Origin of the sequence: Algoriphagus sp. (genome assembly GCF_046296635.1) — a bacterium.
GTDB lineage: Bacteria > Bacteroidota > Bacteroidia > Cytophagales > Cyclobacteriaceae > Algoriphagus.
Genome location: NZ_JBKBKZ010000039.1, coordinates 15435 through 30698 on the forward strand (window position 1 = coordinate 15435; position 15264 = coordinate 30698).

The window sequence follows — 15264 nt, forward strand, 5'->3', positions numbered from 1 at the left end:
CTGCTTGGGGCGGGGGGGGGGTTGTTTTTTTTTGGGGGGGGGGTTTTGACTGGGGGGGCCCCCCCCCTAATTTCCCTCCCCTCCTAAAAACAAAACCAGTGGACACCGAACGAAGTCGAGGTGTAGTTAAAGAATATTTGGCTACTGGCATAATTCCGTGTATTCAAATTTAGAAATTTAGGCTTGGGTCAAATCCATCGTGATAACTATCGCTTTGAAACCCGCTTTCCCGCAATCTGAATGCGCTAGACTGCCTGAATGATAAACGAGGAAATTTTCTGCGGAAAACATCCTTATTTTTTGATGGTGAATTGATCCAAAAGTTTGCCGTCAGCCAGGTAGGAACTCAAGGTCAATTTATTGCCTTTGATATCTATTTTTTGGTACAAATAATCATTTGGGTAGGATAGGACCGTAAACGTACTGTCTTGCTTGTCGCTTTCGAAGCCTTTGCCATGTGCTGATGCCGAGTGAACAAAAATCAAATTGGATAACGACCCCTTCTTAAATTCCTTCAGGGGCTTTGACCGCATATAGTAATGAAAATGCCCACTGAAATACAGGTCGGCTTCATACTTTTCCAAAATGGGGATCCAGGAATCCTGAATCTCAGGATAAGGCTCCACGGAATTGTATGCAGGAAAATGAACAGTCAAAAACTTCCATTTGGCTGGATTTTCAGACAGCGTTTTCTCTAACCAGTCCGCTTGATCAGGAATGGAAAGTGTGCCATCCATCATCAGGAAAAGTGCATCACCATATCGGAAAAAATAGCTGCGCTCGGCATATTCTTCTCCCGGACCATTGGTGGGTAGGTCAAACAGAGATTGAAGCATCCATGCTCCCAGTCCGTCTTGAGAATCGTGATTTCCAGGTACCGGCATAAATGGTCGCCGGGCAAAACTTTCGCCCGTATAGGAAAACAGTTTGTCCCAATCATCCCGATGAAGGCCAGTATTCACTAGGTCACCTGAGGAAATGTAAAATTTGGTTTCAGGAAATCGTTCGGTAGCATCTTGCGCCAATTGACCTGTTTTGGGGTCATTGTGCATATCTCCAAACCAAATAAAGGAAAAATTATTCGCTATCTCAGGCTCAGTTTCAAAGGAAAATACCTTCCCCTCCTCAGTCCCAGTTCCAATAAAATATTCATAGGAAGTACCAGGCTGAAGTCCTGTCAATCTTGCGGTGTGTCTTAGTGTAAATCGGTCATTTTGGAGAAGCCTGTCTTCGATTTCCAGCCATGTCGAGGCTTTGGTGAGCGTGTCTGTACTTCCTTTAACCCAATACTTCACATGACCGTCAGTGATTGTTGGACCTGTTCGCCAGTTGACTGAAATGGAGGTTTTGGGATCTGAATCCCAATGAAGCACTGTCAAGTCTGGAGTTGAAGATGATGGAAAATTTGTGCTGCGAAAAGCATCCACCAAGTGGGCTTCACGAGCGCGGCCCCGAATTGTAGTCAAAAGGACATCTCCAAGGAGTGACTCAGGGACTTCCGTGATTTTGAGCCCATCCCAGTCGTGATAAGTAAAGGCACCCGGTTCAAAAGTTTCAAAATGCTGTTGGGCAGGAAAGATCGGGTTGATTTCGAGCTTTTTGTTTTTGTCCAAAAGAGAAAGGCTGATAAAATATACCGGTCGATGCTTATCCAATCCGTTTATTCCCAAATTGATTTTTCCGGATTTTTCTTCCTTTTGCCACACCTCGTAAGTGGATAGCTCATTTTTCACCAGTAGATCGGTCTTTTCAAAACCTGAATTTGGAAGCCAAAAAGGAAGGGTTTTCTGGTCCACATGCCGCATCAATGAGATCCTCACGGGTTGGTTGACTTCCAAGATCCAATATTGAGTACTCATCACCGATTTTTCCTTTTCACTAAGATATCCAAGCAAAAAATCCTCTGTGAGTAGGTTGAGACTATCCGCTGGGATTTCCTCATAAAGTCGTGTCACTATGTCGTCAACAGTGGACTTAAGGTCAGGGAGTTCTGTATTTTTTTGATTGCAAAAGCTGAGTAAACCAAAGATAAAAAGCCAATAAAAACTCAGGCGGGAATTAAAATTCTTCATGATGGGAAATCGGGTTGTGAATTCTTTGAACAGTATACTAAGAAAAACTTCAAATAGACTATTCGAAATGCCCCATGAACCCGTACGTACGGGATCACACGGGGGAATGATTATTCGGGGCATTCCATGTGACCAATAAAAATCAATTATAAACACATGAAATCGAGCATGTCGTATCCGACACACACTGGAATGATTATCCATGAAGCGAGATTCCATATGGCCTTTGAAAAAAAATTATAATCATATGAAAAATGAGAATTCGGATAGTCCTTTTTGTAAGTGAATGAGTATCCCACATGAAATGCCCATGATCCCGTACTTACGGGATCACCCAGGGGAACGATTATTTTGGGCATTCCATGTGACCTTAAAAAATCAATTTTAAACACATGAATGAAATCGGTATGACTAGACCAGATGCATCGGTATTGATCAAAAAACTTCAATCGGGTGAGATTTCTCGAGTTGAATTTGATATGTTTTTGGAGGGTTTAGATGACCCCCAACAGATTGAATCCTTCGAGGTAGCCTTCAGAAAGGTGTTTGATCGATTTTTTGAAGACAGCTCTGCTTCAGAGCGCAAGGAAAATAAACCTAAAAGCAAACAGAATTCTTAACTAACTCTTCCCAACACTTTATGCAACAAATCATTTACCTACTCAAACTCAAATTCACCGGGAGGATTACTCTGGGATTGATGCTGGGTTTTGCAATGCTTATGCCTTTTTTGGCAGAGGCTAAGCCTAATGGTTCCTCAGAATTCGATGAGGATTTTTTTCAAACTCAAGCTACGATTAGAGGAAAAATTACCGCAAAAGCAGATGGCTTGCCTTTGCCAGGCGTGACGGTATTGGAAAAAGGAACCTCCAATGGTACTGTGACTGATATCGATGGAAATTACACGCTGACTTTGCGAAGTGCTCAGCCGACATTGGTTTTCTCCTACATCGGATATGAGTCTGTGGAAATTGCCATCTCAGGTCAATCCACTCTCAATATGACTATGGTAGAAAACATCCAAGCGATGAGTGAAGTGGTGGTGACCGCCTTGGGTATCGAGCGTGAAAAACGATCTCTTGGTTATTCCGTCGGTGAGGTAAAAGGTGAGGATCTTCGGACTGTGGCTCAGGAAAACCCCATCAATGCTCTTGCCGGGCGAGTGGCTGGGGTTTCGATCAACCAAATGAGTGGAGTTGGATCCTCTACCAGTATTATAATCCGTGGAGCTACATCACTCAGTAGCGACAATCAGCCGCTTTTCGTGATCGATGGGGTGCCGGTCACCAATTCAATGAATAATGTCCGCAATATGGGAGATCGAAACGAGGTGGATTATGGCAATCCCATCTCCGACCTTAGTCCTGAAGATATTGAAGATATCACCGTGCTCAAAGGTCCCAGTGCCGCAGCTCTTTATGGTTCACGGGCTGGTAATGGGGTGATTTTGATCACGACCAAAAAAGGGAAAAAAGGAGAGTCTCTCCGAGTAAATGTGACTACCAGTAATGTCTTTGAGAAGCCATATCGATTTTTGGACTTCCATTATCAATATGCAAATGGCAACCGCACAGATCTTTTGGATGAGCGCTCGGCTTATTGGGCAGGATTGCCACTTGATCAGGGAATCACGGCTGTGCAATGGAATAGTCCTGTGGGATCAGACGGCAAAAAAATTCCAACAGAGCTTAGATCTTATCCGGACAACATGCGAAACTTTCTGGAAACTGGGGTTACCTCTACCAATTCGGTTAGTGTGTCAGGATCCACTGACAAAGCAACTTACCGCCTAGGATTCACTAACATGATCCATGATGGAATGATCCCTAACACGGATTTGAATCGAAATAACTTAACATTATCCAATTCCTACCAATTCAACCCAAAACTCACCTTAAGTGCGGATATAAATCTCTCCCGATCTCAATCCAACAACCGTGCTGCTACCACCAACAGAGGTGCCAACCCATTGGAAGCAGTATATAATTGGTCCCATGTCAATATCAATGATCTCAAAGATTATTGGTTGGAGGGTCAAGAAGGAATTCAGCAAAAAACTGTATCAGTTAATCATGATAACCCATATTTTATTGCTTATGGAATCAACAATGGATTTGTAAGAGATAGGGTTTTTGGGAATGTGAAAATGGATTACAAGTGGACAGATGCCCTATCATCCTACGTGAGAATGACCTTGGACACTTACACTGAAAATCGCGAGACTAAAATTCCTTGGTCCTACACCCGTGAACGTAGAGGCGCATATCATCTACAAGATATTGGACGAACAGAAAGTAACATCGAATTTTTGACCACCTACACGAAGTCCTACACCAACTTCAATCTTACTTTAAATGGTGGTGGTAACGTCATGCGGCAAAATTATCGGGATAATTATATGGGCAGCGCACGAAATGCCGGTTTGATAGTTCCTGGTCTTTATCGAATAAGCAATATTCCAAATACAGGACTTTTGTATAATAATTTTAATTCAGAAAAGGCAATTTACTCTGTTTTTGGAGTTGCTTCTTTAGGTTATATGGATCAATTGTACTTGGATATTTCGGGTAGAAATGACTGGTCCAGTACCCTTCCAGCTAATAATCGATCATACTTTTACCCTTCTGTTTCACTCAGCTGGCTTGCGAATTATACCTTTAATTTACCCGAATCCATCTCTTTACTGAAGTTTAGAGCTGGTTTTGCGCAAGCAGGTAATGATACCAATCCTTACGCTTTGGACCCGGTATTAGGCACTTCCAATTGGGGGACATTGATTACAACCAATTACCCTGGGACACTCCTTAATCCCAACCTGAAGCCGGAGATTAACACTTCTCAAGAATTGGGATTAGACTTCAATCTCTGGGATAATCGGGTAAGATTTGAGGGCACCTATTTTTACCAGAAAAACGAAAACCAAATCCTCAGTGTGCCAACTCCAGCTTCCTCCGGATTTGGCCAAAAGCAGGTCAATGCTGGTCTCATCTCTTCCAAAGGCTGGGAAATTCAGATCGGAGTAACTCCAATTAAGCGCAATAATGGACTTACTTGGGATGTCAATGCCAACTTTACCCGAATTCGAACTACCCTCGATGCGCTGGCGGATGGCATGGACTTCATTACCCTTTGGGAGGATAACAATGGAGGAGCATCCACATTTATCGGTGGCCAAATCGGTGACCTCTACAGTAGAGGATTTGCCACAGTGGAGGATAAAAATTCACCTTATTATGGTTGGCCAATTTTGAATGCTAATGGCTCATGGATTCCTAAAAATGGTCGCGAAGATCGACGAAAAGTTGGGAATTTCAACCCTGACGTAATTATTGGAGCTCAATCGAAATTGAGCTACAAGCGATTTACTCTCGATATGAGTTTTGATTTAAGACTAGGTGGAGATTTTATGTCGTATACCTACCGCTACGGAGAGTCTGACTGGAAATCTGCCCGTCAGATGAGGCAATTGATACCAGGAGGATTATATTCTCAGGAAGAATTGATCAAGCTGCTAAAGTCTAATCCGGGAAAATATATTATTCCTCAAAATGGCAATTTCCCAAGAGTGGGCGGCTACACCCAAGCTACAGGAGGAATGCCGGTGAATATGGGAGCGCCTGGGTATGATGGGGTATTTGTGCCGGGAGTCATCCTCAATGCACAAGGGGAATACGTGGAGCATCTGGGAGGTCCGGGCACTCGAATTTATCCGGCTTCTTCGGGCTACCCATGGAGCTACAATGAGCAGATCACCTTTGATGCCTCATTTTTGAAAATGCGTGAATTCTCCATCGGTTACCAACTTCCAAATCTCAAAGGATTTCAAGGAGCGCATGTTTCGGTGTATACCCGTAACCTAATCCTTTGGACAAAGGCAGACATTGGTATTGATCCTGAACGTGCCTTTCAAGTCACTGGATCCAAGCAAGGAGACTCGGCCAATCTTTTCCGGCAGGGTATTGAGCTACAAAATGTCAATCCTTGGACCATGCCTTTTGGATTCAAGTTCAGCGCAAACTTTTAACCTCACCTGAAAAATCACAAGTCATGAACAATTTAAATATAAAATTAGGAACCTTGATCTTGGTTTTTTCTCTCGTCGTAGGAGGATGCAAAGATCTGGATGAAATTAATACTAACCCAAATGGGGTTTCTCCGTCCAACGCCAATGTGAATATGCTCATGCCGACAGTACTGGTGGGTGTGGGACAAAACCTCATCAATCTTGGATATCAGGATTTGGGTGGGGTAGTCCAACATACTCAGAAGGACGGTTGGAATGGTGGCCACAACCACTACGAATGGGGACTGCAAGACTGGAGTGGATGGTACGGACTATTGAGAACCAATCAGTTTATGATTCAGCGGGCAGAGGAAACTAATTCACCATTCCACAAAGCAGTGGGATTGACGATGAAGTCCTTGATTTTTGGAATGATTACAGATCTCTGGGGTGATGCACCTTATACTAAAGCACTTCAGGGCGGTCAGCCGGGACTTGAATTTCAGTTTCCGGAGTATGATAGTCAGGAAGTGATCTATAGAGGGATCATTGAGGATCTCAAAGCAGCCTCTGTGATTTTTGCTTCAGCAAACAACGCTTCAGTGATTGCCCAGTATGATGTGTATTTCGGGGGGAACGTAACGAGGTGGCATAAATTTACCAATTCCTTGCTTTTGCGATACTCAATGCGCGTTTCCGAAAAAATCCCAGCGCTAGCCAAATCCGGTATTGAGCAGGTGGCGAATTCAGGGGTATATATCACTGATGCCAGTGAGGACGTAGTGATGGATTTCATCGGAGCTTCTGCTGCAGATTCTTGGCCAACTGCCGCATCATTTGATGCTGGTTCTAATTTCCGTCGACTAAAGCCTAGTACTACCCTTCTCAATCCGATGTTGGAAAATCAAGACCCAAGAGTCCGGGTTTGGTTTAGGGAAGTTCACTGCCAATGGGTAGAGGATAAAACACTTAGTACTGCGACGGATCCTTTTATCCGAAGAAATGGCGTAATTCAGCAAGGAACAGTTTCGCTTACAGATGATCAATATGTGGCTCAGATTGCAGCAGGAAATAAGTTTACCCGTCATTACAATCCTGATATTTTAGGATTTAAATTGGATACTCGCACTTTCGTGGGCTTACCTCCCGGACTAGTAGCACCATCAGAGCATAATCGAAATCCGACTCCGGGTCAGACGCTGGAAAATCAGCATGCCTCACAATTAGCAGATGTATATCGTCAGGCCAAACATGCCCTGCTCAAAGCCAGGATAATTTCTGCTTCGGAGGTATATTTTATCTTGGCAGAGGCTGCCTTGAAAGGTTATTCGGTAGGAAATGCGGAAAGCCATTATCAAAATGGAATTCGGGCTTCACTCAAAACCTGGGGCGTAGAAAACAGATTTGGTGAGTTTATCGCTCAGCCAAAAGTCAAATTTAATAACACGATCAAGCAGGTCATTGAGCAAAAATGGGTTGCCAGCTGGACGAATGCTTCCGAAGCTTGGTTTGATTTCCGACGAACTGGTTTTCCGGAATTAAAGCCCGGTCCAGCATCTCCAGAACCTGTCTTGCCAGTTCGATTTATCTATGGTGGTAATGAAATCAATTTCAATAATAAAGAGGTTACCAAAGCAATCGGACGTCTGGAAATAACTCCTTACGAAGGAGGTCGAGGGGCTAATAATCAATGGTCAAAAACCTGGATTACTCAGGGTACTAACAAACCTTGGTAAAAAGCAATCATAACTAAAAAAGGGTTTTCGGAATTTCCGATAGCCCTTTTTTAGTTAAAACATACTTTTTTGTACGATAATCAGCTAAAGGGAGAAATTCGCATATTGAATAATCATTCCTCCGAGTTGTTCCGTATATACGGGATCATATTCGACTTTATGTAAAATCCCGATTCAAATGATTCTCTTTTCAAATTTCGTTCATAGAAATGGCTGGTTAGTGAGCCTATTTTTCTTGTTGCTTTTTGTTTCCTGCCAAGAGCCTACCGAGCTTCTTATTTCCAAAGGAGACGATGGGCAAGTTTTTGCCATCGATACCAAGGAAAGTGAAATCCCCTATTTGGTCATTGATACAGAAGGGAGGGAGATTCCCTACGAACCGGGTGTATTGGCTAAAATGAAGATTTATCAGAAAAAGAAACTGATTCAAAAGCAAGGTATTGACATAGAATACAGAGGAAAGACCTCCTTTCGACTTTCGGATAAAAAAGGCTTCAATTTCGAAACAGTCGATGATTCCGGAGCTAGTATGGACGTTGCCTTTTTCGGGATGCCTATGGAAGAAGACTGGAGGCTGATTGGGCATGTGGTCAACCTGAACGAAAAATACATTTGGGACAAAAGCCTAATCTATAATCATGTGGGCTATGAGCTTTCTCGAAAAATCGGGAAATATGCCAGTAGAGGGCAGTTTGTGGAAATCGAAGTGAATGGGGAATATCTTGGCGTGTATTATTTCTGTGAAAAGCTCAAACGGGATTCCAACCGAATTGACATAAAATCCCTCAATTCCAGTTCAACCAATCTATCCGGAGGATATATTTTGAAAATTGACAAGTCGGATGCAGGTCCCGAACACGATAATAAGCCGCTTTCCTATTTCATGAACAATTGGGAGGAGGATGCCCGCTATACGGCATTCAATAGTTTTAGAAGCAATTTTGATATTTTCCAAAAGCCCTTGACCTTCCCTGCTTATCAGGCTCCATACCATCCACAGCTGTATTTGGAGACATATTTTACCTATGAGTATCCGAAAGCTGAAAATATAACTCCTGCCCAAAAAGATTATATCGCTGGGTATATTGATCAGTTTGAAAAGGCTTTGATCACTGATGATTTTGCCAGTACAAACCGAACCTACACAAATTTCATTGACCTAAATTCTTTTGTCGATTACTTCTTACTATCTGAACTCTGTCGCAATGTGGATGCCTACCGTATCAGCACCTTTTTGCAAAAGGATAGAGACGGAAAACTCGCAATGGGACCAATTTGGGATATGAATATTGGGTTTGACGAGGGTAGAAGAATTCCCATGACAGATTGGGTGGCTAACTTCAATGATTATGCAAATAAGGACTTTTGGATGGTGCCTTTTTGGTGGGATAGACTACTGGAAGACCCTCTTTTCAAAAAAGCCGTTAAGAACCGATGGCAGGCACTTCGCCAAGGAGAACTCAGCCCAACTTCTCTCCAAAAAGTGGTGGATGATGCTGAGGCTTATCTAAGGAAAAATGGTGCAGTCGAGCGAAACTACGCAAAGTGGGACCAAGGAATCGGAGTAAATTATGATCAAACCATTCAAAATCTAAAGACTTTTCTCACCGAGCGATCAGTTTGGATGGATGGACAAATCGCAACATGGTAAATGATTCATCCTTGAGAATTGTCCATTGACCATTGAAAATTGATCATTGAGTTTGATCATTGTCCATTGAAAATTCCTTTCCGAAATCTTCAATGTTCAAACTCAAGTTCCAATGATCAAGGGGATCTTCCATTCCCTGAAAATTGATAATTGATCATTGACCATTGACTATTGCTTTTAAATACATAAACCCCTCCACCTTGACAAAGTATCTCTGAATGTGCTCTCTTGCTTATTAGAATAGGTGAGCGGTGAAAATGGGAATAATCGCTAATTTGAAAGCTACATAATCAAGAAAGTCATCAAGCACCATGTTTAAACGCATTGGCAAGGTAGTTTTGTTAATCATTTTTGTAGGCCTTTTGATAGGAATCGGATTTTATCTAGGTCCGGGGTTTTATAATAAGTGGGTGGTCTATCCGCAAAAAGAGAAAGCTCGCAAAGATTTATGGGCCAGGTATAAGAAGCCGATTTCGATGATTCCGATTCCGGAATACATCGGTGTGATGCATGCACATTCCTATTGGTCGCATGATAGCCGGGGCAGCCTGAATGAAATTTTAACCGGAGCTAAGAAAGCGGGATTGAATTTTATATTTTTTTCCGATCACGCCCATAGCAAGCTAGACACGTTTCCCCGCTCATTTCATGGTGTTTTTGATGGCATACTGTTCGAAGCCGGTACGGAAAGTAGTGGCGAGGGAGGTGGGATTATGGTTAATCCGTTTAAAAGTGGGGTGTTGGATTGGGAAAAACCCCGAGATTCTCTGATTCACGAAGTAGTTGGACAGGGAGGTTTGGTGACCTATGTTCATTGCGAACAAGATCATGATTGGGGAAATCCGGATTATCAGGCTATGGAAATCTATAATATCCATACCGATCTTCTGGATGAGGCTAGTATTTTACCTTTTTTGCTCAATCATCTGGTGATTGGGAATTCGTACAAAGATTGGGGTTATCGGGAGTTGTATGATAAGCAGGAGACGATATTGGCAAATTGGGATGGACTCAATCAGCATCGCAAAATAGTGGGAATTGGCGCTGTGGATGCGCATAATAACTTAAACATCAGAGCGCGCTTTCTGGAAAACGGACAAGTGGAGTGGGTGGGTCCCAATGCCAAAACAATCAGCATAAGAGAACCGGGATTCTTGGAAAAGCTCCTTTTAAATGAGCCTGACGAAAATGGTTGGGCCTTCAAGTGGGAGTTGGATACGTATTTTCATTCCTTCAACTTTGTAAATAACCATGTCTTTTCGGAGGGTTTTACCTCGGAGGAAATTAAGGAAAGTATAAAAAAGGGCCGCTCTTTTATTGCCTTCGAAGGATTGGCCAAGGCAAAAGGGTTTGAGTTTTTCGCACTTAATCAAGCTCAAGAACTCACCGGCATTCTGGGAGACTCCATTCCTGCGCAGCATGTAAGTATGCTATCTGTTTTATCTCCTTTTCCTGCGAAATATCGACTGATACGGGACGGCAAAGTCTTCAAAGAGACAGAGGAAGCCTCCTATGAGTTTGTTTTTTCAACAGATAATCAAAGAGGAAACTATCGGATCGAGGCAGATCTTTGGCTAAATGAAAGTTGGGTTAACTGGATATTCACCAATCCAATCTATTTGTATTGAAGACTACCGAGACAAGACATCTTCAATGTTCAAACTCAATGTTCAATTAAAGACCATAAGCATTGAAAATTGGTCATTGAGAATTGTCCATTGACCATTGAAAATTCATTTTAGAAATCATCAATGTTCAAAATCAAGTTCCAATGATAAAGGGGGCCCTACTTCCCAGAAAATTGATAATTGACCATTGAAAATTGGTCATTGAGAATTGATCATTGCCCATTGACCAGCATCGGAAACAAACGCAAAATTTCTTCCTTATTCGGCTGAGTGCCGTATTCGCAAATTTCAAAAGCCTCTGCAAACTTCACCTGCGCTGCTTTTTCTTTCCCATACCATTCTTCCAACACCTTCATGACGGTAGGAATTGGAGCTGAAATGCGCTTTGCCTTGAGCCAAGCTTTGCGTTCTTCTTTTCCTTCAGGAATCACATCAGGATCATTGGCGATCCATGGAAGCCACTCGTAAAACTGTGAAACGTGAGCGTCCAACACGTCTATTTTTTTGTCAATGACAGCACTGATATCTATTGCAATGTCCGGTTTGAATGGATTAGGCTTTTTAAAATTATCCTGATAATAAAGGAAGACGGGGTTTTTCTTCAGAGGCGCTACATCCGGTGCAATATTCGGAACCCCAACCATAAATGCCGCATCCTGCACTAAAACTCCAGTGTAACGATGGTCAGGGTGGTAATCATTGGTGCGATGAGAGATCACCACGTCGGCATCCCATTCCCGGATTTTGCGGATGACATCGAGTCTGATTTCCAGAGTAGGCAGCAATTCTCCGTCGTGATTGTCGAGGACATCATAGCTGATGCCTAGTCTTTTTGCTACTTCCTGTGTCTCCTCATACCGTCGCTTGGCGAGCATTCCACCGCCCATTTCCATGTGGCCTGCATCTCCATTGGTAATTGAAAGGAATTTTACCTGATGCCCCATAGCGACAAATAACGCAGCCGTTCCGCCTGATTTGATATCGCAATCGTCCGGATGAGCTCCGATCATCATGATTTTCAGGGGTCTTTCTTGGGAAAAAGAAAGCGTAGCAAATACTAGAAAAAGGGTGGTAAACAGGGTGAGTTTCTTCATGGTTTGAATTTTAAGTCTAAAAAGCTAGGAAATTGAGTGTGGATTTGCAAAAGGACTTCTGCGAATTGACTAAACCAGTGTAAATTTTTCATACATAAAACTAAGTCCCTATTTAGTAACGAACTTTTAATTCATTTTAAAAAAAAACTTTCTGCCACTTGAGCAGTTGTTTAATTGTGACAAATTGGTATTTAATATAAGCCAAATTCAAAACCATACTCCTTTGCACTATGCTATTTTATAGCATATTAAATAGATTTCAATGTGTCAATAATTGATTTAGTTCATGAAGAAGTTTAAAAAATCTGAGATAGTATTAATGGTATTAGTAATTGTTCTAATAGGGATATCAGAATATTACTTTATAATAGCTAAGGAACCACTTAAAGCGATTTTTATAGGTCTATGGTGCCCAACCATTTTAGGTTTTATAATCATTTTTAATATGAAAAGATAAGATGGAAAATTTAGATATAATTATATTGACGATATTGGTGGTTGTTTCATTTGTGATTTTTATATCCACTTCCGTGAAGGAATTCAGCCGAATGGAGGAAAAGCCCTATAAATTTGAAAAAGCTTCCGGATTTACTAGAGCGGCCTTGTTCAATATGTTAAGTTCATTATTTACTGAGGAAGACATTTCTGAACAGACTAAAAATAGAATTCAGAAAAATTTAAGACGAACCATATCAGATATGGAAACAGATGGTGTTTATTTCAATAATAAAACCGATAGAAGGCCGAAAAAGAATAAAAAGAAAAATGATTAATATGAATATACGGAATCCTGCCAGTAAGCGAATTTTCTTTGGTTAAGAGGTCGGAAGACCGAAGACCGAAGTATCCAAAATCAATCGTCCTCAGACTTTTTTCTTCTTGATTTTAAAATATTGGCAAAGTTGCGTATGTGCACAAGGATTAATATTTATTTTTAAAATTAACTTTCTTTCAAAAGTGAAATAATAGACTTTTAAACTTGAGTACAATTATCTTTTTGGCCTATTTGAAAATTTCCTTTAATAATGGTGGATTTTTTTTTTCGGATCTGATCGATAAACTAAATTTCAAAATCTCTGCTTTGTAAAGACTTGATTTGGCTCATTTTCTCCTGTTTCCTTGAGGTTCAAAAAGAAAATGAAAATTTTGTTTTGCCCAAGTAAAGGGGTTAATATCACAAAATAGCACAGTTATTCTATGGATAGATGTTCAAGGGTTTTAGGATTTATCTTCGCAATACTTTGCTCGATCCAGCCCACCTTTGGCCAGAATGTAACTCCTTCGAAGGCTCCTAATATTATCATCATATTTGCTGATGACATGGGGTATGGGGATGTCAGTGGACTGAATTCCAATTCCCGTATCCAAACTCCCAACTTAGATAAATTGGTGCGGGAAGGAATGTCTTTCACCAATGCGCATTCAAGTGCGTCTGTCTGTACTCCTTCCAGGTATGGTTTGCTCACAGGTAAATATGGCTTCAGAACCAAATCGGCTGCCTATGGAATAGGTGGATTTGATCAGGCGGTGATTGATTTAGAAAGGGAAACTCTCCCTTCCATTCTCAAAAAGTCCGGCTATTCCACTGCGATCATTGGTAAATGGCATTTGGGGCTGGAATGGCAAACAAAAGATGGATTACCCGCAAGCCTTGATCGGACTACAGGCTACTCAAATGTGGACTATACAAAGCCTGTCAAAAGTGGCCCAAACAGCATAGGTTTTGATTATTCCTTTATTCATCCAGCATCTTTGGATATACCACCCTATGTTTTTCTTAGAAACCATCAGGTAATTGATCCGGAGGTAGTTTTGACTACATCGATTTATCCAGTCAAAAAGGAAAACACCCAATATGCTTGGGATAAAAAGCATACAGACAGCCTTGCTGTGTATTGGGAAAAGGGCGTCTGGTGGAGGCAGGGAGAAATGTCCAAATCCTTCCGTGTAGAATCCTGTCAGTCTACGATTGTGAGTGAAGGGATTGACTTCATAGAACGTCAGGCAGAAGGTAATTTCCAGCAGCCTTTTTTCTTATATCTGCCTTTGACTGGTCCGCATACTCCCTGGATACCTACGGAAAAGTTTAAAGGGAAATCTGAGGTTGGGCTTTATGGAGATTTTGTCTTGGAAATAGACGATATAGTCGCACAGATCAAAGCAACTTTAATCAAAAACAAAATCGATGAAAACACCCTCCTGATATTTGCAAGTGATAACGGTGCCTACTGGCCTGAGGAAGAAATCAATTTATATAATCACGATTCAAACTCAGGAACCCGAGGCCAAAAGGGCGACGTATGGGATGGAGGTCATCGAATTCCCCTGATCATATCCTGGCCTGGGTCAATCAAAGGGAATGTTCAATATCATCATTTGCTGAGTTTGACTGATGTTTTTGCCACTCTGGCTGAACTTACAGGAACACAGTTACCAGAAAATCAGGGGTCGGACAGCGAGAGTTTTTTACATGTACTTCGGGGCGACTTGGAAAAACCTCACCGCAATTCGATGGTTCATCACTCTTCCGGAAACCTGTATGCAATTCGAAGCGAAGGATGGAAATACATAGAAGGATTGGGTTCGGGTGGATTCACAGACCCCGCCCATATCACACCCCAAAGCGGAGGGCCCACCGGGCAACTTTATCGAATCGATTCAGATCCTGAGGAGCAGGAAAATCTCTTTTTGAGCTACCCTGAGAAAGTGGTTGAATTGAGCGAATTGCTAAAAAAAATCAGGGATCGGGATTAGGCCATAATTCGATCAAAAATTCAACAGAAGATGAATTTTGGAAAGGCAGGTTGATTGGGTTTATTTCTTCAACCATTAAGAGCATGAAGGGAATTAAGGGTTGCAAGGCAGAAGTTTGTGATTGCAAAATGACTATATCTTAAAAACTTATTGTCCTTAAATCTCTAAATGGTTAAAAAAAACCACATTCCATTTGAGGAATTGGAAACCCTATAAATTCCCACCTGCTTCAGCTGGTGGAAATGTCCTATTCAAAAGATCACTAGGCTTTAGCCAAATATTCAATTTTTATTTGGGCTAAAGCCACAGATGTGGTGGTGATTTCT

At 41.8% G+C, this 15264-nt stretch carries 9 protein-coding genes; 7 read left to right on the forward strand and 2 right to left on the reverse strand.

From position 1 onward, the window contains the following. Positions 1–293 precede the first annotated feature (293 nt). A complete protein-coding gene (locus tag ACK4HU_RS20745; protein WP_409809723.1) occupies positions 294–2072 on the reverse strand; it encodes a metallophosphoesterase in 1779 nt (592 codons plus the stop codon). A 392-nt stretch (positions 2073–2464) separates the two neighbouring features. On the opposite strand from ACK4HU_RS20745, the gene ACK4HU_RS20750 reads away from it, so the two are divergent. The 5 genes from ACK4HU_RS20750 (at position 2465) to ACK4HU_RS20770 (ending at position 11090) form a co-directional block, all read left to right on the forward strand. Continuing rightward, positions 2465–2692, forward strand: a complete 228-nt coding sequence (locus tag ACK4HU_RS20750) for a hypothetical protein (RefSeq protein ID WP_409809725.1) — start codon at positions 2465–2467, stop codon at positions 2690–2692. A gap of 20 nt (positions 2693–2712) precedes the next feature. After that, positions 2713–6096 carry a SusC/RagA family TonB-linked outer membrane protein gene (locus ACK4HU_RS20755; protein WP_409809727.1) on the forward strand — a complete coding sequence of 1128 codons (3384 nt, stop codon included), beginning with the start codon at positions 2713–2715 and terminating at the stop codon, positions 6094–6096. A 23-nt stretch (positions 6097–6119) separates the two neighbouring features. Then, on the forward strand, positions 6120–7811 hold the full coding sequence (locus ACK4HU_RS20760; RefSeq protein ID WP_409809729.1) for a SusD/RagB family nutrient-binding outer membrane lipoprotein: 1692 nt from the start codon (positions 6120–6122) through the stop codon (positions 7809–7811). A 178-nt stretch (positions 7812–7989) separates the two neighbouring features. Next, positions 7990–9462: a CotH kinase family protein gene (locus ACK4HU_RS20765; RefSeq protein ID WP_409809731.1), complete on the forward strand. Its 1473-nt coding sequence runs from the start codon at positions 7990–7992 to the stop codon at positions 9460–9462. Positions 9463–9773: 311 nt separating this feature from the next. Continuing rightward, the gene (locus tag ACK4HU_RS20770; protein WP_409809732.1) at positions 9774–11090 is read left to right on the forward strand and encodes a hypothetical protein; all 1317 of its coding nucleotides are present in this window, start codon (positions 9774–9776) and stop codon (positions 11088–11090) included. A 212-nt stretch (positions 11091–11302) separates the two neighbouring features. Here ACK4HU_RS20770 and ACK4HU_RS20775 read toward each other — a convergent pair whose 3' ends face one another. After that, positions 11303–12184 carry a PIG-L deacetylase family protein gene (locus tag ACK4HU_RS20775; protein ID WP_409809734.1) on the reverse strand — a complete coding sequence of 294 codons (882 nt, stop codon included), beginning with the start codon at positions 12182–12184 and terminating at the stop codon, positions 11303–11305. 458 nt (positions 12185–12642) lie between these two features. On the opposite strand from ACK4HU_RS20775, the gene ACK4HU_RS20780 reads away from it, so the two are divergent. After that, positions 12643–12957 (forward strand): hypothetical protein, encoded by a 315-nt coding sequence (locus ACK4HU_RS20780; RefSeq protein WP_409809736.1) that lies wholly within the window; start codon positions 12643–12645, stop codon positions 12955–12957. A gap of 424 nt (positions 12958–13381) precedes the next feature. Then, positions 13382–14938 (forward strand): sulfatase family protein, encoded by a 1557-nt coding sequence (locus ACK4HU_RS20785; RefSeq protein WP_409809738.1) that lies wholly within the window; start codon positions 13382–13384, stop codon positions 14936–14938. Positions 14939–15264 lie beyond the last annotated feature (326 nt).